Below are 23073 nucleotides of genomic sequence, written 5' to 3' on the forward strand. Positions count from 1 at the left end.
AGCCCTTCACCACCATCAGGTTGGGCAGGGGACTTGCACCCCCAAGCTGTTGCGCATGCTCGGCGCACCGAAAAAAACCCTGTTCCGCGAGGGAACAGGGCCGGACAGGATGGAAGAGTCGTGCAGGCGCGTGGATGCTTGCCGACCGATACCCACCGCTAACTAACAATGCTGTTGCTACCTGAACTGCTACTCGAATTGCTACTGCATTGCAGCTCGGTCCTTCGTATTGCCGCACCTCGCCGCAATCCCCTGCTGTTTTCAGCGCATATGAATCGACTGCGCGCCGTTCCAATCGCTTCTACTTCCTGCTGCTTTCCTGCCCTGCCGCGTTCGACAACCGCGGCAAACTGCCATCAACGGTACGGTTCAAAACAACGCGGGGGAAGACCGCGTCGATGGGCTCAATGACTTGTCGCGCCATGGAAACCAGTTTATGCGAGTGAGCGCGAAAGCAATTGCGCGAAACGAGGGGAATTGGCGGCCCAGTTTGGCGAATCGCCGGAGGACGGCGATTTGGACCAAAGGGGACCTAAGTCATGGCCTGCGCTAACTGGCGGAGAAACCGCTGTAAAAAAACGACGGTGCGATCACCGCCGCTCGCGCCCTTATACGGTTTGGCTGCATGCGGGTGAACGGCGCCGAAGCGTCAAACCCGCTCAGCCCCGCCGCTCACCCCCGCGCGCCGAAAGCAGGAAAATCACCGTGCGCCCATCCGCTGAGACGCTGGGTTCAAGCTCGATAATCTGGCGTGCGCCGCGCGCGTCGACGGAAACTCAAGCAGAATGAATGTCTGATAAAGACTGGTATGCACTGGACTCCGCTATGACCTTTCGCGACACCTCGGCCATCGACAGTTGGCACGCCCACATCTATTTCGACGCAAGCAGCCGCGACGCCGCGTGGGTTTTTCGCGAGCAGATCGACGCGCGTTGGCACGGCAAGCTGCAATTGGGGCGCTTTCACGAGCGGCCGGTCGGGCCGCATCCGATGTGGTCGTATCAGCTTGCGTTCGGCCAGGAGCAGTTCGCCGAACTTGTCGGCTGGCTCACGCTGAATCACGGCGCGCTCGATATTTTTCTGCACCCGAACACAGGCGACGCACTGCGCGACCATCGCGACGCGGCAGTGTGGATCGGCCATTCGCACCAACTGGCGCTGGACGCCTTGACGTGACATGCGCGCGTGCGGCGCGCATTCACATCAGATGTTTGAATACGAACTGCACCAGCCGCGCGCGGCGACCTGCTTGTCGCCGAACAGCGTGCAGCCGCCATACGCGTCCGTCGCCTTACCCTGGAACAGCGAGCAGTTGCCGCATGTTTGTCCGGCGGTGTAGTCAGGGAATTTCGCCTTATCGACCTTGGAAGCGTCCTCTTTATAGCCGACGGCTTGCGCCTTCGGATCGGTTTCGCTGAGCTTGCCGGCTGTGTCGGCGAACGCTGCGCGGGACAGCACCAGCGATGAGCCGACGCCCACACTCAGCATCAGAAAGTTTCGGCGTGATGTTTTCATGATGGTCCGATAGAAAAATGGCAACAGATGCGCAAGCTCCAGGTGAGGCATCAACTCACCGTCGCGAAAGAGCGCCGTTACGCGTTTGCTGGCGCTAACTACTTCGCCGCCGCGGTTGCCAGCGCAGGTTCAGGCGTGCGTGCCGGAGCCGAAACTGGAGCCGGTTCCGGTTCGCCAGGCAGCGGCACGTTGCCCGACGTGGCCATCGCTCTCGGTTGCAGCAGCAAGGCGACCAGTCCGCTCCAGCCGGTTTGATGCGAAGCGCCTACGCCCCGCCCGTTGTCGCCGTGGAAATACTCGTGGAACAGCACGAGATCGCGCGAACGCGGGTCGGCCTGCAAGAGCGGATACGCGCCCATCACCGGCCGCTCGCCGTCCTTGTCCTTGAGAAACAGCGTGGTCGCGCGATGCGCCAGTTCGTCGGCAATCTCGCACAGCGAGAACTTCTGGCCTGAGCCGGTCGGATACTCGACGCGAAAATCGTCTCCGTAGTAGCGATGAAATTCGTACAACGATTCGATCAGCAGGTAGTTCACCGGCATCCACACCGGCCCGCGCCAGTTCGAGTTACCGCCGAACACGCGCGAATCCGATTCGGCCGGCAGGTATTTGACAGTGAAGCTCTCGCCATTGTGGCTAAACACGAACGGTTGATCGCGATGCACGCGCGACAGCGCCCGTACGCCGTGATCGGAGAGGAATTCGCTTTCGTCGAGCGCACGGCGCAGCAGTGCTTTCATCCGATGCCCGCGCAACACCGAGAGCAGCAGGCTGTTACCTTTGCCGGGTTCGTTCCAGCGCGATACCAGCTTCGCCAGATCGGGCCGATGCTCGAGGAACCAGACGAGCCGCTCGCGCAAACACGGCAAGCCGCCATGCAGACGCTCTTCGAGCACATGGACAGCGAACAGCGGAATCAGGCCGACTATCGAGCGCACCCTCATCGGTATGTTGCTGCCGTCGGGCAGGCGCAGCTTGTCATAGAAGAATTCGTCCTCGCCGTCCCATAGGCCGGTATCGCAACCGTCGTCGCAACTGACGGCTTGAGCGATATACAGGAAGTGCTCGAAAAACTTCACGCCGATATCGACGAATACATGGTTCGCATACGCGAGCTCGAGTGCAATGCGCATCAGGTCGAGCGCGTACGCGGCCATCCACGCGGTGCCGTCGGCCTGGTCAATGTGCCCGCCGGTCGGCAGCGGCGACGAGCGGTCGAAGATGCCGACATTGTCGAGGCCGAGAAAACCGCCCTGAAAAATATTGCGGTCGTCGGCGTCCTTACGGTTCACCCACCAGGAGAAATTCAGCAACAGCTTGTGAAATACGAGTTCGAGAAAGTCGCGATCCGCTTTGCCGGTCAGCGCGCGGTCGATTTCATAGATGCGCCACGCGGCCCATGCATGCACCGGCGGATTCGCATCGCCGAACGCCCATTCGTACGCGGGCAACTGGCCGTTCGGATGCTGATAGCGATCCTTCACGAGCAGCAGCAATTGACGCTTCGCAAACGCCGGATCGATCAGCGCGAACGCGGCTGCATGAAACGCCAGGTCCCACGACGCGTACCACGGGTATTCCCACTTGTCGGGCATCGACACAATGTCCGCGTTGCACAGATGCTGCCACTCCGAGTTGCGGCCGTGCTTGCGGCTCTCGGGCGGTTTGGGTTGCAGCGGATCGCCTTCGAGCCAGCGATGCACATCGAACTGGTAGTACTGCTTGGACCACAACATCCCCGCTAGCGCCTGACGCTGCACGAGGCGCGCATCGGGATCGTCGATTTCATGCTGCAGCGCGCTATAGAATTCGTCTGCCTCGGCGATGCGGTGAGCGAACACCGCGTCGGCGTCGAGCAACACGTCATCCGGGGACGATTGCGGACGCCAGCGCAGATACACCACCGCGCGGCCGTGCGGCGCGAATTCGAGCGGCGCGTGCGCGGCGGCCCTGGTGCCGGCATCGTGGCGCACCGCTTGCGTGTCGCCGTGCACGAGGTAATCGTTGAAGCCGTCTTTGAACGGGCCCGCGCCGTCCATGTTGTACAGGCGCTTGACGTTGGTGTCGTTCTCGCAGAAAAGCCATGTCAGCTGTGGCGCGTCCTTCGACCACGCCGTCACGACGATCGGCTCATGACCATGCTGACGGCCGACCAGATGCGCGTCTCCGTTGTGGTCTTCGCCCGCAACCAGCGAAGGCTTGTCCTTGTTTTCCTTCCACGACCACGAATTGCGCGCCCAGATCTGCGGCAGCACGTCGAGCGACGCCGCCTGGTCCGCGCGATTCTCGATCGTCACGCGCATCAGGATGTCGTCGGGCGCATGTTTCGCGTATTCGACCTGCACGTCGAAATAGCGTCCATCGTCGAACACGCCGGTATCGAGGATTTCGTACTCCGGCATATCGGCGCCGCGCCGCGCGTTTTCCTGAATCAGATCGTCGTAGGGAAAGGCAGCTTGCGGATACTTGTAGAGCATCCGCATATACGAATGCGTGGGCGTGCCGTCGAGGTAGAAATACAGCTCCTTCACGTCCTCGCCGTGATTGCCCTGCGCATTCGTGAGACCGAACAGACGTTCCTTCAGGATCGGATCCTTGCGGTTCCACAGCGCGAGCGAGACGCACCAGCTGAGCTTGTCGTCGCCGAAACCGGCGATGCCGTCTTCGCCCCAGCGATACGCGCGACTGCGCGCATGGTCGTGCGGGAAGTAGTCCCATGCGGCGCCGTTCGCGCTGTAATCCTCCCGCACCGTGCCCCACTGACGCTCACTGAGATAGGGCCCCCAGCGTTGCCAGTGGGCACAATCGGCCGAATGCAGGCGTGCACCTTCAGTAGTGTCGAGCAAATTGGCAGCGCGCAGCGGTGGCATGAATGCGTCCTTGCGTCGAGCTTGGCGGCAGGTCTCACATCGTAGCGCGGTTTAGGCAGCGATGGGCTCCAACCGGGCAAGCAGATTTTCGATGCGCAGCAACTCGCCCAGCGACCACGCCTGAAACGGCGTGCCGGCGGGTGTGTGCGGCGCGTCGCCGTCGGCGATTTCGCAGAGGTGGTCGAGGCCGGCGTGGTCGAGATGCGCGTACAGCGGGTCGAGAAAGCGCGCTTTGGCTTGAGCGCGGGCATCGGGCTTGGCCGCGTGAACCCGCAGCCACGCTTCGACAAACGGGCCGAGCAACCACGGCCAAACCGTACCTTGATGATAGGCGCCGTCGCGCTCCAACGGAGTACCGGCGTAGTGACCCCGATAGGCGGAATCGGACGGTGCGAGCGTTCTCAAACCCAGCGGCGTGAGCAGTTGCGCTTCGACCTGATCGACTACCGCGCGCGCCGCCGCGCCGTCGAGTAACGGAAACGGCAGGCCGCCTACCGCAAAGATCTGATTCGGCCGGATCGAACGATCGACAGCGCCTTTTACGTGGTCGACGTCGACGTTATCGACAAGCGCTTGCGTCGATGGATCGATAAAGCGTTCATGAAACGCTTGCAACGCTCGCTCGGCTGGCTGCCGCCATTGCGGATTCCACATTGCTGCAATGCGCAACGCGTTGATCCATAGCGCTTGCACTTCCACCGGTTTGCCGATGCGCGGCGTGACCACCCAGTCGCCGACCTGCGCGTCCATCCACGTCAGTTGCACGCCGGGCATGCCCGCACTCAGAAGACCGTCGTCAGAGGGCGCTTTGATCCCGAAACGCGTGCCGTTCGTATAGCCCGTGAGGATCGCTTCTACTGCCTGCTGCAAGCGCGTGCGCGTGGCGGCGGTGGCGTGACGGGTCGCCAGATAATCGTGCACTGCGATGACGAACCACAACGACGCATCGACGGAGTTGTATTCCGGCGTGTCGCCATAGTCGGGGAAGCGATTCGGCAGCATGCCTTCGGATAACGTGCTGGCCCATTCGCGCAAGATCGCTGCCGCGTCGTCGTAACGGCCCGATGCGATCAGCAAGCCGCGCATGGCGATGAACGTGTCGCGGCCCCAATCGGTGAACCACGGAAAGCCTGCGACGATCGTAAGGCCCTCGTTGCGCGTGACGATGTAGGCATCGGCGGAGCGCTGGAGACGGGAGCCCAGCGCGACGCGGCGTTGTTGTTCGATGGCGGTGAGTTCAGCGGCGCGGACCGCGGCCGGTTGTGTGCTTGCGGTCTGCGCCGCAGCCGCAGCCGCAGCCGTTGCGGATGCGGATGCGGATGCGGATGCGGATGCGGATGCGGATGCGGATGCGGATGCGCTCAGGATCATCACCGCTTCGCCATCGGCGAGATTGAAGCTGAATAAGCCAGGGGTCGCGAGATCCTCGCTGAAGTCGAGACCACGCTCGCGCTCGCGGACGTAGCAGAAGTTTCGATACCAGTCGGGTGCGTGCGTGTAGGCGCCGTTCGTTACGGCGTCAATGACGGGCAAGTCGCCGTAGGGTTGCCAACTGACGCGCGCTTGCTCGTCGCTCGTTTGCGCATTGAAGTTGAACGCGGGATTTTCATGGTGTAGCGCATGATAGTCGCGGCCGGAAAGCAACGGCCGCACCTTCAACGTGAACGCGCTCGATTGAACGGTCGCGTCGCCACCCTCCAGCCGCCAACGCAAAACCGTTTCGCACGTCGCCTTGCTGACGAAGACTTCGGCCGTCAACTGCGTTTGCGCATCGAGTTGAAAGTGCCACGTCGGCCACGGCTGTGTATCGAAATCCAACAAGCTCTCGGTGAGGTCCGGATAAATCACGTCCGGCACATAGCGCTGCATGCTCAACGGATAGCGCTTGCCGTTCGCTTCGAGCCACGCCTCGACACCGTTGACGAGCACGACGCGCCCGCCCGGGGCGCGCGTGGCGGTCAGCAGCAACGCGTGATAGCGGCGCGTGCGCGTCGTGCCGACGGTGCCCGATGCGAACCCGCCGAAGCCGTCCGCTTCGAGCCATTCGTCATCGAGACGCGTGATGTCAAAAGGCCTGTCGATGCGTGTCATGGATTTACCGTGCTATGCAAAGCCGCCGATTTTTCGTCAACGAGACACACGCGAGAACAAGCTATAGCTTTATGTCTCTTTACTTTTGTGTACTTTCGCCCGAGTACCCGCAGGCGCTTTCTTCTTCAATTTGATCTGGTTGTAATCAATAGCGGCACGGATGAGCTCTTTTAGAGCACGCTCATTAATCTTATCGCCCTCGAAAAAATCGATCGCTCGTCTCGCGTTGCCTTCGAGGCCCGCGTTAAAGAGCTTGTCCGGATCTGGGAGGCTCGCCCCGTGGGCAAAGGTAAGCTTCACCTTCCCTTTGTGAGCGTTGGCGACCGCGATCATCCCGTCGCGAGACCATACGGGGCTTCCCATCCACTTCCATTCCTCGATGATCTCCCGGTCGGCCGAGAGGATGCTCTTGCGGATGCTGGCGAACGTTTTGCCGCGCCAGTCGGTGAGTTCTGCGATCAGATGGTCAATACGTTCAGATGGATTCATTGGATCTCCATGCCTCGAATTCTGGTCCCGTTTCATGCGACCACAATAGTCATGCAGCGGCTGCATTATTCAATGAGACGCAAGCGGCAAAGGGCCGTAGACGGTCTGGCCGCTGCAATCGCTAGTATTCCCCAAAATGAAGGCACCGTTCCAGTCGTGAGTATCGCTATTCGCGGTTGACCCAACAATGTGGTGCGGGCAGGCATCGTTTCAAAGGCCTCCGCCGTAGGCAAACAAAAAACCTCAGGCCCCCGACAAAACCCCAGTCCTGGAAGCCCGCGTCCCAGTCACGCGTCCCAATGGCGCACCAGCCGTAACAAACCGAATAGCGCGCGGCCATTCCGGTCGCGCCCGCCGCGCAGGAGTTCGCAACGATGATCGCTTCGTACACACGCACGGTGAGAGCGCGCGGACAAAGCGATCGCGGTGAATCAAGCCGACGCCTCCAGCGCCAACAATTCCTCGACGGTCTGCCGGCGCCGGATCAGGCGCGGCTTGCCGTTCTCCAGCAATACTTCGGGTGCGAGCGGCCGGCTGTTGTAGTTCGATGACATCGACGCGCCGTATGCGCCCGCGTCGTGAAACACGACGAAGTCGCCCACTTCAGGCGCGGGCATAGACCGGCTCTCAACCACGCCGTCCGCTGCTTGCGTGAACACGTCGCCCGCTTCACACAACGGCCCGCCCACCGCGAACAATTCATGGGGCCGTTCGCTAAGCGCGCCGTTGCGCTTCACCACGCTCATCTCATGACGACTGCCGTAAAACGACGGCCGCATCAGATCATTGAACCCCTCATCGACCAATGCGAAATGCCGGTTCGGCCGCCGGTTCAACGCATGCACCTCGGCAACCAGCACGCCGGCTTCCGCAACCAGAAAGCGCCCCGGCTCGATTTCCAGCCGCACGCGATGCCCAACATGCGCTTCGATCTGCTCGCGCGCCGCGTCCCAAAGACTGAAATAATGTTCGACGTCGATGCGCGGTTCGCCTTCGCTATACGGCACGGACAAACCACCGCCTGCGGAAATTGCTTCGATATCGTGGCCCAAACCTTTGACCGCCGCGACCATCGAATCGCACACGCGCGACAGATGCACATAGTCGACGCCGGAGCCGATATGCATGTGCAGCCCGACCAGCTTCAAGCGATAACGACGCACGATTTCCAGCGCGAGCGCTACGTCATCGAACCAGATGCCGTGCTTGCTATGCTCGCCGCCGGTGTTGGTCTTGTTGCTGTGTCCGTGTCCGAAACCCGGGTTGATCCGCAGCCACACGCGATGAAGTGTTAAGGCAAATTTCTCTGGAAGGCGCCGGCTAGCGCTGCGTTTACCGTTGCGCTAAGCCAGCGCCGCTGGCTGATCTCAAAACTCGACCAACGCGAAATCTTCCTTGCCCACGTCGCACAACGGGCAACGCCAGTCGGCCGGAACATCCGCCCAGCGCGTGCCGGGCGCGATGCCCTCGTCGGGCAGGCCGGCGGCTTCGTCGTAAACCCAGCCGCAGATCACGCAGACCCACTGCTTGAAGTCATCCGCCGATGCCGCATTGTCTACCGCGGCATGGGGCGCATCGGCTGCTTGCAAAGCCGGCGTCTCATCGAGGCTCACAACCAGCGGCGCGGCGGTGCCTGCGCTGTTTTCAGCCAGTAGACGCGCCTGCAGGCTTTCCAACAGACGCTGCGCTTCTGCGTGCGTCAAATCGATCCAGTACGGGTCGCCGGCGCCGTCGTTCAGCCGCTCGGGAGAAAACTGGATTTCTACGGCTACACCCTTCTTGTACATGGCAATCGGAATTCGATGAAGCCGGCGGCCAGCGCCGGCGTAGGTCTGATTGATGCGTGCAGCGAAGGCTCGCGGAAGGATTAGACCAGCTGGTTCAGCAGGATAGCGGTGATCAGAGCTGCACCGCCGATGAGGCCCAGCAATTGCAGCAGTGTCAGCGATTTACGCGAAGCGGGAATTTGTTGGGCGATGGGGGATTTGGAAGCAGTCACTTGGCGTTCTTGATGACGGAAAAAGCGAAATGGTACACGGGGTGGGGACCGGCGCATGCCGATTTGCGCAAACCCGGGTGCATTTGTTCCATTATCGCTGCTCGTGCGGCTTGGATTCAGTAAGGGTTGGAGATGGAGTAATTCCCCCGGCGGCTCGCAGTTCATCGTCGCCGACGATTGTACGATCCTGCGCAGCGCCAAAAAAATTCGAATATCAGGTATTCGACACTGGGTTCCCGTGCCGCGAATCCCAAAACCGGATCACCGACGTATCGCCGGTGCCGACGCCTACTACCTGGTCCGGCGCGCCGCTCTCGCGCAGCAACGCACGCAACTCGTTGATGACAGGAAACACTTCATGATTCCAGTCCGCGCCCTGCTTATCGTGCGCGCGCTGCTCGGCTTCGACGATCTCGCGGTCTTCCTTGAAGATGCGTTCGGTGAACCACACCAGCAGCGGCCACGCGAGATTCAGCAGGCCCGGAATGCCCGGCTTGCGGATCGACAGCAAACCGAACGTGCGATTGGTGCGCTGCTCGCGATCGAGCGGCACATAAACGATCCATAGATCCATCACCAGCGTCTGATCGGACGTGCGGATTTGCAGCGTCTGATACGGATAGCCGGTGCGGATCGTCATCACGTCCTTGTCATCTTCGCCGCCGGTCTTGCGGCTCTGGCCGAACACGATCGCTTCGCCGATCGGCTGCTGCCCGGCCATGCGCGCAAACGTATAGTCGACTTCAACCCAGCCTTCGCCACGCCGGCGACCCACCGAACGCGCGCGCATCTGGCCCATTTGCCGGCGATGCAGGAACTGATGGTTCATGTCCATCAGGTTCTCATGCATGAACGAATAGTGGCAGTGCACCGCGCGGCCGAAACGGCGCGTCTTGTACTTCTTGTCCGACACCGAACCAAGAGACGGCAACGGACGCTCTTCAGCCAGAGCGGCATCGCCCGGAAACACGAAAATCAGACCCTCGACTTCGCGGCACGGATACGAACGCACGCCATTCGGCAAACGGTCGCGGCCCAGATACGGCACGTCGATGCACTTGCCGGAGCAGTCGTAGGTCCAGCCGTGATAGCCGCAGCGAATCGATTCGCCGTCCACCACGCCCTGATGCAACGGCACCTGACGATGCGCGCAGCGGTCCTCGAGCGCGAACACCTTCCCGGACTCCGTGCGCGCCAGCACGATCGGCTCACCCGCGAACGTCACACCATGCGTCTTGCCGCGCTTCACCTCGTTCGACCACGCCAGCGGATACCAGTAATCGGGGTGGATGCCGACGCGGCGCAGATCGCGCTCCGGCGCATCATTGACGGCATGGCTGGATGCCGGGGCATTCACTGCTGCATGGGCGGGGGGGTGCGCGGCTGCATGAACTGCCGTTGCATCGGCAGGCGCATCGACGGTGTCTTGTTCGAGCGGGGGAACAGCATGCATAGGTCGAGCCTCCGTGCAGGAGCGGGAAGAAGGTCGCCGCCCTGAAGAGAGGTTGGCATCGTCGCACAGTCTACTCGAACCGGCAGCGGGTTGGGCCTGCTGACTGCCCTTAGGCGCCGTTCGCCGCCGCCCATTGCCGTCATTGCTCGACACTGCCGCTGCACGTGAATCGACGCACGCTATCTGCCGCTAACTTTCGTCGCGCGCCACCAGGCCGGAGCGGCGTTGCACGCCCCACGAACGTCCGCCGCGCAGGAAATGCAGCCAACCGAGCAGTGCGCCGACATGGCGGACCAGCTGGAACGTGAACGGCTCGGCGATTGCCGCGAGGACAGCCATCCACAAACTCGAGCCGGTGCGCTCGCCGGTCCAGCGGCGGTACAGATGGATGCACCATAGATAAAACGCGAGATCGATCGCGGTTTTCAGACCGATCACGCTGAAAATCGATACGACGATCGCGCCATGCCCGCCGAATCCAAACGCGAGCAGCAGCGCAAAGGCGGTCAAGCCGTAGATCGGCTGCATCGTGTCGATCGCCTTGACCGGCAGCATCAGCATGCCGAGCGTGCCGTAGCGCGGATTGCCGGTCATGTCGCGATTCCAGTACTGCGTTTGCAGGAAGCCCGCGAACCAGCGGCGGCGCTGCCGCAGAAAACTGCGGAGATTGCCGGGCGCATCGGTATGCGCGTGTGCGCCGCCGACCACGCGCACGTCCCAGTTCAGTCCGTGATCGACCGAATAGCGGCGCAGCCGATGAATCAGTTCGTAGTCTTCCACCAGACACTGCGGATCGAAGCCGCCCACGTCGATCAGCGCAGCACGCCTGAACGACGCGAACGCGCCGGAAATCAGCAGAAGACTGTCGGCGCGCATCCACGCAAAACGGGCGATGAAGTTGCGCATGTACTCGTAGGACTGGAACCACTGGAATACGCGGCCCGACACCGACTTGCCGCAGACCGGCGTCAGAATGCCCGCCGCCGCGACCAGCTTCGGTTCGCTCGCGAAGGCGGCACGCATCGCATAGGTGGCGTCGTCGTCGAGCAGCGTGTCGGCGTCGACGGTCATCACCGTGTCGGTCGTCATGACCGTGATCGCGGCGTTCAGTGCGCGCGCCTTGCCGGCGTGCGGCACGCGCAGCCAGTAGAGATTCGGGTAAAGCGAACTCGGCGCGCTCAGCACGCCTTCGGCTGCGGCAGTCAGCCCGAAGCGTTCGGTGAGCAGCGCGCGGGTGTTGTCGGTGGAACCGTCGTCGGCGATTACGATTTGCGCCGGACCATACGTCTGCCGCAACAGCGCGGCGAGCGTCACCGGCAACACTGCGGCCTCGTTATGCGACGCGACGATCACGCCCATGCCCGGCAAATCGCGCTGGTCGTAGTCGGGTTCGAGCGGCGGCGTGGGGCGCATCAGCGGCAGCGTTTTCAGCGTGACGAACGCGAGCAGCAAGGTGTCGTACACCACGTACGCAATGCCGGTCGACCATGCCACCACACCTTGCAGAAAGAACGCACGCGCGAACAACAGCAGCCACAACACGACGACGCTGACATGAATCAGCGAGCTGGACAGCGTGGCGGGACGCGGCAGAATGCGTGGCGATGCGAGGGCGAGCGCCTGTTCCAGAGTTTTCTTCAAAATAACGGCTGAGTCCGTCGAGAGTGTGGTTAAAGGACTGGGCAAATAGGCCGCGGCGCTTACGGCACCATGCGCTTGAGAACCGGCTTGCGATCGATCCATTGGTGTTTCAACGCGCCGCCGATATGCATCGCCAGCAACGCATACAGCGCGTAGCCGAGCCACGTATGCAGCGCGCCGAAGCGGTCGTGCAGGGTTTCCTTGAGCGCCGGATCGAGACTCGTCACGTAGCCGATCCGCGGCCACGGAAACAGGTTGAACAGCCGCATGGGATGCGTCGCCGCGTCTTTCCAGGCCGAATCGTGCAGCCAGCCGGACAGCGGCAACGCGATCATCAGCAGATACAACAGGAAATGTGCGACGTGCGCGGCCATTTTTTCCCACGACGGAAAATCGCGCGGCAGCGGCGGCGGCTTATGCGAGATGCGCCACAAGATGCGCATGAGTGCGAGGCCAAGCACCGTGATGCCGATCGACTTGTGGGTATCGACCACCGGACGCACCCAGGCGTCGGGTAATGAATCCGCGCTCAGGCCAAGCACGACGTTGCCGATCATCAGCAGCGCGACCAGCCAGTGCAGCAGCATCGCCGTGCGGGTGTAACGCGACGACAGCGGCGTGCCGGACGAATCGGTCAGGGTGTCGGCTTGGGTGTTCATCAATGGTTCCGTCCGCAAGAAAGCGCCTCTGCGAAAGCTGTTTGAAATACGGCCATGCCGGCGCATGTTTGACTGCGCCGCCGGCATAAGGCAAACGCTCAAGTGTGCCGTTTTATTCCGCCAAACGCTTAAATACGTATTTCAGATTATTTCGCCGGCACGCGGTGCGTCAGGCCGGCGCCGTTCAGCGCCGCGGATACCCGTTCACGCAAAGTCGGCAGCATCTCCGCCTCGAACCACGGATTGCGCTTGAACCACGCGATATTGCGCGGCGATGGATGCGGCAGCGGCATGACGCTGGGGCCATAGTCGCGCCAACGCAGCAGCGTATCGGTTGACGTCGGGCCGAACCCATCGCCGAGACCGAAGCGTTGCGCGTACACGCGCGGATCTCGCGCAGCAGCGTGTTCAGTGAAGCAGGTTTCTTGATGGTCATGCAATGACGCAGCAGATCAGGACTCGGTTTCCGGTGGATAAATCAACGTGCCGCCGGGTTGCGCTTGCGCGCCCGGCGTTATGGTCGCGGCGTTGGTGTGCTGCATATCCATGATGTGCAGCACGGTCTCGCCGCGCAGCAGCAAATAGTCGGCGATGATACGCCGGTGGCAACGCCACCATACCGCTTCCGAACACATGATCGCGCAACGGCGGCGGTGGCCGACGTCGAGCAGGCGTGCGAGGCCTTCCTGAAATGCGGCCGTCATCGCGTAGTCGGCGTAGCTGCGAAATGCGGGATGCGTCCAGTAACCGTTCGGCGACGGCGCATCGCCTTTGCGATGGCTGCGGCGGCCACCCAGTTCGCTCAGGTGAAGGTAGTCGATGTGCGCGGGAGCGAGCGAGCCCGGCAATGTCTCCTGATTGAACTGCGGATTGGTGCGCGAGCGTGGAATGCTGCGCACATCCACCAGCGTTTCGATCTCCGATGCTTCGAGCAAATCGATGAACTCGCGCAGCGAATGCGTGGAATGACCGATCGTGAAAAACGGACGTGTCATTGCAGGTTCACCCGGGCGTTGGCGGCGACGCTGTACGTTTACTCCGTGCGCGGCGCATCCTGAGGCAGAAGGATGGACTCTGCACCGGTCGCGGAACGGGTTGAAGCGACAACCCCCGCCGCCAGCAGGCACACGGCCGCCCGGGAGCCGATAAGCATGGACGAACGCATGCTTTCGATTGCTTTCATGTCTACCCCTCTTGTTCACGGATTCGGGTTGAACAGGCGCGAATCGAATTTGACCATTTGCAAAATCAACCGTTCCGAGGTGAATGAACCGCGTCACATATCGGTGAAAATATCGGGTGGTTCCAGCCTCGATAACGAACCGCCACTTGATTCAATACGCATACATACCAGCTCATTCTTCCCCTGGTTACATGACCATGTACGCGGATAACAGTTGGCAAAGCGGTTGAAGGCAATTATTTGCCGTGACATCGGCGTCACCTTAGGTCAAGATTTGTGCCGGGGCCGTGGCAAATAACTTCGACAGGTTGGTAAATTGGGGCGCACCAATGCGCGCGCCACACAATCCAGATGATGCTGCGTGAAGCATCAACAGTTTCAACGCCGGAACCTTGCCCGAGAAACCCGGTAAATCCTTTATTTATTCTGGAAGTAATGGACGCAACGAGAATACCTCCGCGGGGCGCCCGCACATTGGTGCCGATCCGCCTATTCCTTGCCCAGGTGTTCGCGCCTGCCTTGCGAAACCTGCAATACGTGAGCCGCCGGATGCGCCCCTTCTCGATCATTGCGATCGTCGGCTTTCCGCTCTATTACTATATCTGGAACGATCTCTTTCCCCAGCCTTACGAAAACCTGCCGCTGCGGCTGGTCGGCTCCGCGCTGTTTATTCCCATTGTATTTTCCGACCGCTGGCCGTCGTGGGCGAAAAAGCTCCTGCCGTACTACTGGTACGCGACAATCTTTTACTCACTGCCGTTCTTTTTCACGTTCATGCTGTTGAAAAACAATGGCTCAACCGTCTGGGTCGAAAGCGCGCTGATTGCTGCTTTCGTCATGGTGTTGCTGCTCGACTGGCTCATGCTGCTGCTCAATTTCCTGATCGGCATTGCTCTCGCGTACCTCGCCTATTGGGCAACAACCGACGCTGTCAGCGTGAATACGTCGTATCTTGTCCATCTGGCGATTTTTTCGTTTGCGATAGCGATCGGCGTCATCGCCAACTATGACACGGAACGTATCCGGGTCGAGCAGGAACGGGCAATGCTGGCAACCGCCGGTAGCATTGCCCACGAACTGCGTACCCCGCTACTCGCCATCCGCGCCGGCGCCGCGGGCCTCGGAAGCTACCTGCCCTTGCTACTCGAAACGTACCGCATCGCTCAAGACAGCGGGCTACGTGTTCCCAAGATCCGCGCCGCCCACCTTCATTCCATGGACGGCGTACTCTCCCGCATCGAGCAGGAGGCTGTTCATTCCAATACCATTATCGACATGCTGCTCGCGAACGCACGGTTCACCGACGGGCATTCCCAACAGGTCACACATTGCTCGATCAGGCAATGTGTGGAGACCGCGCTCAACCGCTATCCATTTCGCGGAGGAGAGCAGCAACGGGTGCTCGCGGATCTCATCAATGACTTCACGTTCGAAGGCTCGGGCATGCTGGTGGTCCATGTGCTCTTCAATCTGCTAAAAAATGCGTTCCGCGGAATGGCAGATGTCGACAGCGCCCTGATCTCGATCCGGCTTGCGCCTGGACCACGCGCGAACCAGCTCCTCTTTCGCGATACCGGCGTCGGCATCGCGTCCCATGTACTTCCCCACATCTTCACGCGCTTCTATACGTCGTCGGCCGAAGCGGATGACGCCTCCGTCGGCACCGGCATCGGCCTCGCATTCTGTCGTGACGTCATGCGCGTGATGGGCGGCTCCATCGACTGTACGTCTATCGAGTCCATGTATACCGAGTTTGTGTTGACCTTTCCCAGGCCATGATGATGGATACGATCAAACCATTCTATTTTCCGACAACGGTCACGTTCGTCGACGACAGCCCGGCATTCCTGTCGAATCTGTGCCTGCAACTCGAACCGAGCCTTGCCTTCCGGCTCTTCAGCTCGTCAAGGGAAGCCCTGCGGTTCGTGAATGAACGCCCTCGTCCCGGTGCACCTGAGGAACAAATCTTCGCTCCATACCGGGACCGAACCGATGAGGACGAGGCTCAGCAGGTCATCGCGATGAGCGTCGACACCGTCCGCAATCAGGTGTTCGACAACGACCGGTTTCAGGCAGCATCGGTTGTCGTCGTGGATTACGACATGCCAGGGCTGAATGGTCTTGAATTCTGCCGCCGCATTACTGACCCTGCTGTACGCAAGATTATGCTGACCGGAAAGGCGAACGAGCACATCGCGGTGGAGAGCTTCAACGAAGGCATCATTCATCGCTTCATTCGCAAGCAGGACGCATCGGCCATCAGTGCTTTAAATCGCGCGGTGCGCGACATGCAGCATGCCTACTTCGATAACAGGTGTCAGTCCATCCTCGACACGCTGGTGACATCGGAATATACGTTTTTGCGTGACGAAGCGCTGGTCGCGCGGGTAAGAGAACTCTTTGATTCGCTCGATATTGTTGAACATTACCTTTCATACTCGCCAAACGGGCTACTCATGCTCGACAGTACCGGCAAGTCCTATCTGCTGATTGTCCACGCGAACGAAACGCTGCGGGGTCTGCGGGAGATAGCCAGCGTACAAGGCGCACCAGTGGGCTTTTTCGATGCACTGGACAGCGGCGGGAGTTTGCCGTACTTCTGGCAAACCAGCGGGTACTTCCCTGCGGACGGCATCGCGTGGGAGAGCTATATGCACCCGGCAACACAGTTTACAGGGCAACAGACTTACGTTTATGCCGTGATTCCCAACCCGCCCGGGCTTGATCTGAGCCACGTGCTGAGTTACGACCGCTACCTTGAGTGGCTGGACCGCGACATACAGAAGACATGGAGTTCACTCATGTGAACTCCATGTCATGCCGCTATCAGACCGCTAACGCACTGTCTGCCGTACTTTGCTCGTGGCTGTGTCTGCGGGACGACAGCCGGTCCCCGAGGCGCCGGGTGGAGGGCCATCTGTCAAGCTCAACCTCGCCGCGAATGTCACGACAGACGCTCACAATCCTTTCGATCTGGGCGTCGGTCAACGCAGCGTGGATCGACAACCGGATCAGCGCACGATTGCGCGCCGTCGCCGGTGCACAAAACACGGAACCGAAAACGCCCCGTGACTCCAATGCATCGCGTAACACGATCGTGCGCTGTTCCGTACCCGCTTCGAGCGCGATGATCTGGCTCTCACCGGCATTCAGGTTATACCCAAGCTCCCTCAACCGCTCCCGCAGCCAGGCGGCATTCGACGCAAGTCTCGTGCGCCGTCGGCCGGCACATTCGATCACCGACAGCGTCGCGTCCAGCCCACTGATCTCATGAGGCAACAGCGTGGAACTGAAGATCGCAGGATTCGACTCGAACTTGAAGTACTCCTGGAAACTGGCTGGGCAGGTGATGAAGCCGGCCCGGCCGACAAAAGCCTTCGCAAGACTTGCTGTGCGGAACGCGACACGAGACTCAAGTCCAAGTTCGACAACAAGTCCTGCTCCACGCGGACCGTGCGTGCCGAGCGAATGCGACTCGTCGACCACGAACACGCACTCATGCCTTTCGCACACATCTGCGAACGTGACAAGCGGGCATACGCTACCGTTCGTGCTGTAGACGGAGTCGGCCAGCACGACCCCTTGCCCATACCGCGCGATCTGCTGCTCGAGATGCGCCGTGTCGTTGTGCCTGAACGGTATCGGGATCGCGCCCGCACTGCGGATACCCTCCCACAACGACATGTGCGCCATCATGTCCACGTAGACGGGCGTTCGTGCCGAAGCGATCGACTGGATCAGCCCGATATTCGCCGTATAGCCGGACTGACATAGCACCCCTGCCTCTGCGCGCATGAACGTCGACAGCCGGTTTTCGAACTTCAACTGCGGGCAATCACCGTGCAGGAAGATGCCCGACATCAACAGTCCGTTGCCGTCCGAACGCAATGTTCGGCCCATACTGCGAATGATGGCGGGGTGGCGCGCGATCGCGAGATAGTCGTTGCTCGACAGATGCAGCGCATCCGGTCCCGGGATGCGACCGCGCATGATGTGCCCGCCTCCCCACGTATCCGTCACCCGCTCCCGGTAATATTGCTCGACGCGCGACGCCACAAAGGCAGGAAGCGATGGTGACGTATGGTTTTTTTTCAAGCGGTCAAAAACGGCTTTCATTTCGGCTCCTTAAGGTTTGCTGCTGCCCGTAGCGGACAGCAGGCCCATAGTGAGCCAGTCGTTTTTTCCCCGTGCGGCCTGTCACCGACGCATCTGCCTGCAGTTCAGCCGCTACCCCTGTGGATCGACGAAACTGTGCTGCGAAGGCAATCCTCGCGCGTGCAGGCAACGGCGCCTATGAGCGTCTCTGAAATTTGAACCATTGACCTAATGGTGGAAGCTTGACGCCCGGAGTCACCGACCTTTCCGCACGTGGTCAATGGCTCCGCCGTGTTCAGGCAGCGGACACGAACGGCCGCTTCGGAGATGTTCCGATGTCCGATGAGGGTCGGTCTATGCCGATCGCATCAAACTCTGTTCGGCCAGTTGCAGACCTTCGACGTGTCGATCAAAATCGACGACAATGTTCCCAAGGAACGATTGCGAGTCGTGCTCCGTCGTCGGAGACGCCGCTGAACCTAAAAGGCAACATGAGACGACTGTTCTCCGCTGCGCTCGCAGCCGCCTCTTTCGCGACTTGCGTTCATGCGCAAAGCAACGCGTCCGGCCCGCTCGGCACGCCCTCGGGCAAACTGCAATTCGTGCGCGTCGACCACGATTTTGCGGCTATGCTCGACAAGGAAATTTTCGATCGGTTTGGCGCGAGCACGCTCACGCATTTCGATGACATGGGCAACGAAAATGACACTGTTGACCGCACGCTCGTGCAGACCGAGTCCGGCCCGGTGCTGTACGACCTTCGCCACCGTCCTCCACTTGTGCAGCGCTGTGGCACGCGCATGACGGTCAAGCGCGTGTTCTGGCAAGGCGATGAGGTCGTGATGCAAGGCTCGCAAGGCTGGTTTCGATTCAAGCGCGGCGCGCTAACGAAGCTGCAGTCGTCTACGACGACGTACCACTGACTACGCGCACGCCCAACACACGCTCGCCCGCAATGACATACAGCGCCTCGCCGCGCACGCCATTGCCGGTCTCCAAGTCGCCTCAGTCTGTTGCGGGTCGAGCTGAACCCGTCGTCGTGGGACAGGGTTCGGCCAACAAGCGACATTCGACAAAAGCATCCGAATTGATGACAATCCTCGATTAAATGGGCCCGTCGCTCAGATTTCCTTCTGTGTATAGTCAACGTCGTACGCACGAACAACAATGAACCTCCATCGCTTTCTTTGCTTCGGCCGTAATGACGAGAGCGGCAACGCTGCGATCGTAGTCGAGGACTCACACTTGGTTGAATCGGAACGGCTGAAGTTTGCCCAGCAGCAAGATGCAAACGCTACGGTGTTTGTAGAAACCGATGCTGTTGGCGTGCGGCTCGATTATTACTATCCGCACACGCGCAGCCCCCTTTGCCTGCATGCGACGCTTGCAGCGAGCGCGGTTTTCTTTGAGCGCTACCCAGACAGCGGGCGGATTCAGTTCGTTACAAGCATGCATCGGCAGAGTCTGGAGGTCGATCGGTTTGACCAAGGCATTTTCATCGGCGTGAGGCCGCAATCGTGTCCAGCATTGAGCACTGACGCCACGGAAACAGCCCGTTTACTTCGCGTCGAACCGACGGCTCTGATCGGCATCCCTAGACTCGCATCGGTTGGGAGCACAAAGCTGCTGGTACAGATGGCGGGGCAATCCGCGCTTGATGCGTTGCGCCCCGATCTCACGGCCATTTCTAACTGGAGCCGCAAACATGGCATTTCGGGCGTATATGCATATTGTCACCTTCATGACGATATTTATGCGGGGCGCAATTTCAATCACTTAGAGTCGCATCTAGAAGATGCCGCAACCGGGGTGGCGGCCGGCGCACTTGCCTTAGTACTTGAACAGAGCATTACGCTGTTGCAGGGCGACGCGCTCGGACGGCCGTGTTCGCTCTTGGCCCGTTATGTGGACGGGGCGGTACAAGTTGGTGGGCGAGCGACTAGGAGCGCGGTCTGACCCGTCCCACGGCGCCGGCGCACAAGCCATTCCAACTGCAGCAGTGTTGGTGAATGGCCGGTTCGGGGAGCGATGTCTGTCGCTTGTGGGTCGCGTGCTGCCGATCGTCAGCAGGCAATGACCGGCCAGTTTCGGACGTTCGACGTCGTGGCATGAATCGTTGACAATGACGGGCGCGGAACGATACCAAACAGGCGATCACACTCGGAGGAACCGATGGAGGAGGAATTTAAGTCGGTGTTTATCGATGTCGTATGGAAACACGACTTCGAAATGGAGCCGATCCGATTACTCTCGCAGCTTGACGGCGAGCGTTACGAACTACGCAAGCTCGAGATCTTTCGCGACGGCCGCGTCGGGTATGCCGACCATCAGAACTCGGTGATGGGAACTCAGCTTGGAACAATACCGGTACCATCGTTGGCCGAGATAAATGCGGATACGCAGTTTGAAGCTCGCTATGTTGAGCCAGCGTTGTTCGGCAGTCTGTGGTCACACCACGTTTCTATTCCTCAAGGCTAAGACAGAGTTCGGCCTCGACGGGTCGTCAAGGACGGCCCGTCGAGGCCAAGTTGATTGGATGCGCCGTCCGCTACCTTTTCAATAGGGCCACGTAGTAGTCGGTGATGTTGTCCTCCGTCCCCTTTGTGATCCGATTGAATACTCGTCCCCATGGCCAGAAGCTGGAACGTGAGGTGGTTCGCAGACCCGGGAATCGGCTTCCGCCAAGGGTGACCATACCCCATTCGCCACCATGATTGCGGCGATACACCTCTCCGAGGTAACTTCCGTAGGCTTTCGCAAATGACATGACTTGTTCGTCCGTTGGCTTGGGACTCGTGCTGACGTAGGATGAACTCATTTGCGCCAAGGCCTTTTCGACATTTGCAATACTCGCGTCCGACCAGTCGAGTTTTATTCCAAACTGTTTCATGGAGAAGTCGACAGCGTCTAGCGAGTAGGCTTCCGCAATTTTTTGGATTTTTGGATCAGGAGAAAAGGACTGGTCGGATGGTGTTTCTGCCAACGCAGCTCCACCGCTAACGCAAGCCATCAGGGCGATCAGCGCTAACAGGAAGCGCTTTACGATTGTTTTCAAGAGGATTCTCACTCTAAGATATCTCCGAATCGCTGCAGCGACTCAGAGTGTTGAATTCTCGCCCCGACCGATCTTATGCGTTGGAGCAGCATATCAGCTACGTGAACGGCAGCTTTCGGCAAATCTGAAGGTCCGCTTCACGCCCTGAGTCAGTCCGTCAAGCATTTCGAGGGGGAAGCGCGAGGCTTCCAAGGAGAGGCGAGCCCCGCTTCCTCAATGCATTCAGATAGACGCTTTCGTCGTGCATCGGCCGGAAGCGCCGCGTGCAGCGGGCGGATCACTAAAGAATTTCCACTGTTTGCCGATATGAAAATCGAGCGTCCTTTCATTGAAGCCGAAACTCATGACCCTGCGATTCAAATCATGGCCGCTGGCGTTCGCCTTGAGTTCAGCGTGTGCCGGTATCGTGGCATGCCTGAACCTGGTACTCGACAGTTCGGAATATCCGAAGCCACCCTGGTTGATCTATTTACATGTGGCTTGCGCATTCGTCGGCGCGCTTGCCATCACTCGTTTCATCCAGGGCATTCCCGCCGCACTGCAGGGGCCGAGTTCGCGATCTACCGTCGCACAAGGTGTCGTCGCCCACAACAGGGTGGCCGTCGTGAACATCGTCGTGCCAGGGAAGAGTGCATTTTTCTCGACGGTCCGGTGCGTCATGATTCTCTGCTTTGTGCTGTGCCTCATGGCACAGTTTGTTCAAGTCGGCAAGCTTGCGGATGACACGAGCGGTTCGCCTATCAGTCGCGGCCCGCAGCTGCGGAAGCTAAGTACATGACGCCGGTCGGTAAGCGGCGTCACGAGCCATCGGCGACAGCAAAGGCTCCAGAAGAAGTGAATAATGTGCGCCGTCGGTCGGCGCCCGAGATGCTCGTCGTCTCCCTTCTCGCGCTCGGCATCGCGTCGATCTGCCTCGGACTTTACAGCCTGATTCAAGCATTCGACGTTTTCGATCTTCCGACCGCGTTCAAGATCTGGTTCTCGCGCGCCCTCGTCGCGATGGGGGTCGGCGTGATCGCCCTGCATATCGGCGGAAAGCGCGCCGAGGCGCTCTAGGGCGCGGTCGTGGGACGCAGTGCGGCCAGAAGCGGACACTCGATTTGAATCAGTGAATCGTTGACCTCCTTCCGGTTAAAGCGGTTTTGGCAAACTCACTTTAACCCCGTCGCCCGTCAGGGCGGCGGTGGGAGGCCCGCTAGATGATTTTCAATCTGGCGATTGAGCATGATGCGGGGTATACGTGATCAGATTCGGCGATGTTTTCGGCATCAAACGGCGGAATTCCGCCATGAATGAAAAGCACTTGGCCCTCTACATGGGGTACGCGTTCAGTCACGGGATCAATGTTCAGCACCTTCTCGCACCGGGCGAGCTAACGGTTCCGTACGTTGTTTACTGGGATAACGAGACGCCCACACCGGTCCCCTATCCCGCAGCGACTCAGCACGAAGCCGTTGCAAATGCGCGATCTGCACGAGAACAGGCTGTCGGCGGCTCCGGATGGTCGTCCGGTCGCGAAGGGACGATCACTCAGAACGACGGCACAAAATTGGACATTTTGTTGATCGAGGGTTGGGTACCAGGACTTGATGTACCACTCGAAATGTTCGTGTATTGCAGGACGCAACCGTTCAGGCTGATCCACGGATTCATGTGGAAAGAACATGCGCAAGCGCGAAAAGAAGGTCATTCCTTTATGGCCGACTTCAAGCGCGGCATCCTGATGCAGCCATTCGGCCAGCGATGTATGGAGGACATTGAAAACGCGGAGCGCGTCCAGTTCGCACGGTGATAGTCGCCCGCGACTCGAGCACTTACGCCGGGTACTCGGATCGGAAGCGATCGAATTGACCAGGCATCGCAGCAGCGTCGATGGCAACAGATGAATGGCCGCTTTGTAGAAGAACAAATGTCCCCTTGGGGTCGAGTCCGGAAACTGACTTCGTGCGGAAGCGCATCGTTCGATGCCCGTCATCCATGGAGCTGCACCGATAAACGCAAGGGCCGAATTCCGGTTCCGGTC

At 60.1% G+C, this 23073-nt stretch carries 22 protein-coding genes and 2 pseudogenes; 9 read left to right on the forward strand and 15 right to left on the reverse strand.

Going from position 1 to position 23073, the window contains the following annotated elements; translation table 11 throughout:
- Positions 1-825 precede the first annotated feature (825 nt).
- Entirely contained in the window at positions 826-1176 is a 351-nt protein-coding gene (locus tag AC3WLT_RS34785) for a DOPA 4,5-dioxygenase family protein (protein ID WP_492596150.1), read from the forward strand.
- A gap of 27 nt (positions 1177-1203) precedes the next feature.
- On the opposite strand, the gene AC3WLT_RS34790 is transcribed toward AC3WLT_RS34785, so the two are convergent.
- From AC3WLT_RS34790 to AC3WLT_RS34845, 12 genes and pseudogenes are all read right to left on the reverse strand, one after another.
- Positions 1204-1515, reverse strand: a complete 312-nt coding sequence (locus AC3WLT_RS34790) for a high-potential iron-sulfur protein (RefSeq protein ID WP_492596131.1) — start codon at positions 1513-1515, stop codon at positions 1204-1206.
- Positions 1516-1613: 98 nt separating this feature from the next.
- Positions 1614-4385 carry an MGH1-like glycoside hydrolase domain-containing protein gene (locus AC3WLT_RS34795; RefSeq protein WP_492596132.1) on the reverse strand — a complete coding sequence of 924 codons (2772 nt, stop codon included), beginning with the start codon at positions 4383-4385 and terminating at the stop codon, positions 1614-1616.
- Between the two features lie 51 nt (positions 4386-4436).
- Positions 4437-6476, reverse strand: coding sequence for an amylo-alpha-1,6-glucosidase (locus AC3WLT_RS34800; RefSeq protein WP_492596133.1), 2040 nt, complete (start codon positions 6474-6476; stop codon positions 4437-4439).
- 69 nt (positions 6477-6545) lie between these two features.
- Positions 6546-6965, reverse strand: a complete 420-nt coding sequence (locus AC3WLT_RS34805; protein WP_492596134.1) for a DUF1801 domain-containing protein — start codon at positions 6963-6965, stop codon at positions 6546-6548.
- A 431-nt stretch (positions 6966-7396) separates the two neighbouring features.
- Positions 7397-8251 (reverse strand): annotated as a pseudogene (locus tag AC3WLT_RS34810) (diaminopimelate decarboxylase family protein); the annotation flags it as partial.
- 81 nt (positions 8252-8332) lie between these two features.
- Positions 8333-8752, reverse strand: a complete 420-nt coding sequence (locus AC3WLT_RS34815) for a rubredoxin (RefSeq protein WP_492596135.1) — start codon at positions 8750-8752, stop codon at positions 8333-8335.
- Between the two features lie 80 nt (positions 8753-8832).
- Positions 8833-8964 (reverse strand): hypothetical protein, encoded by a 132-nt coding sequence (locus tag AC3WLT_RS34820; protein WP_492596136.1) that lies wholly within the window; start codon positions 8962-8964, stop codon positions 8833-8835.
- Positions 8965-9178: 214 nt separating this feature from the next.
- Entirely contained in the window at positions 9179-10417 is a 1239-nt protein-coding gene (locus tag AC3WLT_RS34825) for a Rieske 2Fe-2S domain-containing protein (protein WP_492596137.1), read from the reverse strand.
- A gap of 189 nt (positions 10418-10606) precedes the next feature.
- On the reverse strand, positions 10607-12058 hold the full coding sequence (locus tag AC3WLT_RS34830) for a glycosyltransferase family 2 protein (protein WP_492596138.1): 1452 nt from the start codon (positions 12056-12058) through the stop codon (positions 10607-10609).
- Between the two features lie 59 nt (positions 12059-12117).
- The gene (locus tag AC3WLT_RS34835; protein WP_492596139.1) at positions 12118-12717 is read right to left on the reverse strand and encodes a cytochrome b; all 600 of its coding nucleotides are present in this window, start codon (positions 12715-12717) and stop codon (positions 12118-12120) included.
- Between the two features lie 146 nt (positions 12718-12863).
- A pseudogene (locus tag AC3WLT_RS34840) lies at positions 12864-13097 on the reverse strand (uracil-DNA glycosylase family protein); the annotation flags it as partial.
- Positions 13098-13169: 72 nt separating this feature from the next.
- Positions 13170-13712 (reverse strand): DUF488 domain-containing protein, encoded by a 543-nt coding sequence (locus AC3WLT_RS34845; protein WP_492596140.1) that lies wholly within the window; start codon positions 13710-13712, stop codon positions 13170-13172.
- A gap of 665 nt (positions 13713-14377) precedes the next feature.
- Here AC3WLT_RS34845 and AC3WLT_RS34850 point away from each other — a divergent pair.
- Both AC3WLT_RS34850 and AC3WLT_RS34855 read left to right on the forward strand, forming a co-directional pair.
- A complete protein-coding gene (locus AC3WLT_RS34850) occupies positions 14378-15679 on the forward strand; it encodes a sensor histidine kinase (RefSeq protein WP_492596151.1) in 1302 nt (433 codons plus the stop codon).
- A 2-nt stretch (positions 15680-15681) separates the two neighbouring features.
- Entirely contained in the window at positions 15682-16707 is a 1026-nt protein-coding gene (locus tag AC3WLT_RS34855) for a response regulator (protein WP_492596141.1), read from the forward strand.
- 19 nt (positions 16708-16726) lie between these two features.
- Here the strand turns inward: AC3WLT_RS34855 and cqsA are convergent, their stop codons facing one another.
- On the reverse strand, positions 16727-18016 hold the full coding sequence (gene cqsA, locus AC3WLT_RS34860) for an alpha-hydroxyketone-type quorum-sensing autoinducer synthase (RefSeq protein ID WP_492596142.1): 1290 nt from the start codon (positions 18014-18016) through the stop codon (positions 16727-16729).
- 470 nt (positions 18017-18486) lie between these two features.
- Between cqsA and AC3WLT_RS34865 the strand changes: the two genes are divergently transcribed.
- From AC3WLT_RS34865 to AC3WLT_RS34875, 3 genes are all read left to right on the forward strand, one after another.
- On the forward strand, positions 18487-18918 hold the full coding sequence (locus AC3WLT_RS34865; protein ID WP_492596152.1) for a hypothetical protein: 432 nt from the start codon (positions 18487-18489) through the stop codon (positions 18916-18918).
- A 244-nt stretch (positions 18919-19162) separates the two neighbouring features.
- Positions 19163-19951 (forward strand): PhzF family phenazine biosynthesis protein, encoded by a 789-nt coding sequence (locus AC3WLT_RS34870; protein ID WP_492596143.1) that lies wholly within the window; start codon positions 19163-19165, stop codon positions 19949-19951.
- Positions 19952-20167: 216 nt separating this feature from the next.
- Positions 20168-20473, forward strand: coding sequence for a DUF6881 domain-containing protein (locus tag AC3WLT_RS34875; protein ID WP_492596144.1), 306 nt, complete (start codon positions 20168-20170; stop codon positions 20471-20473).
- A 70-nt stretch (positions 20474-20543) separates the two neighbouring features.
- Here the strand turns inward: AC3WLT_RS34875 and AC3WLT_RS34880 are convergent, their stop codons facing one another.
- A complete protein-coding gene (locus tag AC3WLT_RS34880) occupies positions 20544-21050 on the reverse strand; it encodes a hypothetical protein (RefSeq protein ID WP_492596145.1) in 507 nt (168 codons plus the stop codon).
- Positions 21051-21393: 343 nt separating this feature from the next.
- Here AC3WLT_RS34880 and AC3WLT_RS34885 point away from each other — a divergent pair, with 343 nt between their 5' ends.
- The 3 genes from AC3WLT_RS34885 (at position 21394) to AC3WLT_RS34895 (ending at position 22842) form a co-directional block, all read left to right on the forward strand.
- Positions 21394-21828 (forward strand): hypothetical protein, encoded by a 435-nt coding sequence (locus tag AC3WLT_RS34885; protein WP_492596146.1) that lies wholly within the window; start codon positions 21394-21396, stop codon positions 21826-21828.
- Positions 21825-22106, forward strand: a complete 282-nt coding sequence (locus AC3WLT_RS34890; protein WP_492596147.1) for a hypothetical protein — start codon at positions 21825-21827, stop codon at positions 22104-22106. Before AC3WLT_RS34885 ends, AC3WLT_RS34890 begins: the two co-directional genes overlap by 4 nt.
- Positions 22107-22338: 232 nt before the next feature.
- Positions 22339-22842 carry a hypothetical protein gene (locus AC3WLT_RS34895; protein ID WP_492596148.1) on the forward strand — a complete coding sequence of 168 codons (504 nt, stop codon included), beginning with the start codon at positions 22339-22341 and terminating at the stop codon, positions 22840-22842.
- Positions 22843-22864: 22 nt separating this feature from the next.
- On the opposite strand, the gene AC3WLT_RS34900 is transcribed toward AC3WLT_RS34895, so the two are convergent.
- Positions 22865-23073 (reverse strand): hypothetical protein (locus tag AC3WLT_RS34900; protein ID WP_492596149.1); only part of this gene is annotated, 209 nt, incomplete at its 5' end.

Source organism: Paraburkholderia sp. FW306-2-2C-D06C (genome assembly GCF_058781505.1).

Coding starts and splice junctions, on each gene's coding strand:
- AC3WLT_RS34795 (WP_492596132.1), bottom strand. CDS start 4,385: ATGCCACCGCTGCGCGCTGCCAATTTGCTCGACACTACTGAAGGTGCA.
- AC3WLT_RS34845 (WP_492596140.1), bottom strand. CDS start 13,712: ATGACACGTCCGTTTTTCACGATCGGTCATTCCACGCATTCGCTGCGC.
- AC3WLT_RS34885 (WP_492596146.1), top strand. CDS start 21,394: ATGACCCTGCGATTCAAATCATGGCCGCTGGCGTTCGCCTTGAGTTCA.
- AC3WLT_RS34790 (WP_492596131.1), bottom strand. CDS start 1,515: ATGAAAACATCACGCCGAAACTTTCTGATGCTGAGTGTGGGCGTCGGC.
- cqsA (WP_492596142.1), bottom strand. CDS start 18,016: ATGAAAGCCGTTTTTGACCGCTTGAAAAAAAACCATACGTCACCATCG.
- AC3WLT_RS34895 (WP_492596148.1), top strand. CDS start 22,339: ATGAATGAAAAGCACTTGGCCCTCTACATGGGGTACGCGTTCAGTCAC.
- AC3WLT_RS34805 (WP_492596134.1), bottom strand. CDS start 6,965: ATGAATCCATCTGAACGTATTGACCATCTGATCGCAGAACTCACCGAC.
- AC3WLT_RS34800 (WP_492596133.1), bottom strand. CDS start 6,476: ATGACACGCATCGACAGGCCTTTTGACATCACGCGTCTCGATGACGAA.
- AC3WLT_RS34835 (WP_492596139.1), bottom strand. CDS start 12,717: ATGAACACCCAAGCCGACACCCTGACCGATTCGTCCGGCACGCCGCTG.
- AC3WLT_RS34890 (WP_492596147.1), top strand. CDS start 21,825: ATGACGCCGGTCGGTAAGCGGCGTCACGAGCCATCGGCGACAGCAAAG.
- AC3WLT_RS34870 (WP_492596143.1), top strand. CDS start 19,163: ATGAACCTCCATCGCTTTCTTTGCTTCGGCCGTAATGACGAGAGCGGC.
- AC3WLT_RS34815 (WP_492596135.1), bottom strand. CDS start 8,752: ATGTACAAGAAGGGTGTAGCCGTAGAAATCCAGTTTTCTCCCGAGCGG.
- AC3WLT_RS34825 (WP_492596137.1), bottom strand. CDS start 10,417: ATGCATGCTGTTCCCCCGCTCGAACAAGACACCGTCGATGCGCCTGCC.
- AC3WLT_RS34865 (WP_492596152.1), top strand. CDS start 18,487: ATGAGACGACTGTTCTCCGCTGCGCTCGCAGCCGCCTCTTTCGCGACT.
- AC3WLT_RS34855 (WP_492596141.1), top strand. CDS start 15,682: ATGGATACGATCAAACCATTCTATTTTCCGACAACGGTCACGTTCGTC.
- AC3WLT_RS34875 (WP_492596144.1), top strand. CDS start 20,168: ATGGAGGAGGAATTTAAGTCGGTGTTTATCGATGTCGTATGGAAACAC.
- AC3WLT_RS34785 (WP_492596150.1), top strand. CDS start 826: ATGACCTTTCGCGACACCTCGGCCATCGACAGTTGGCACGCCCACATC.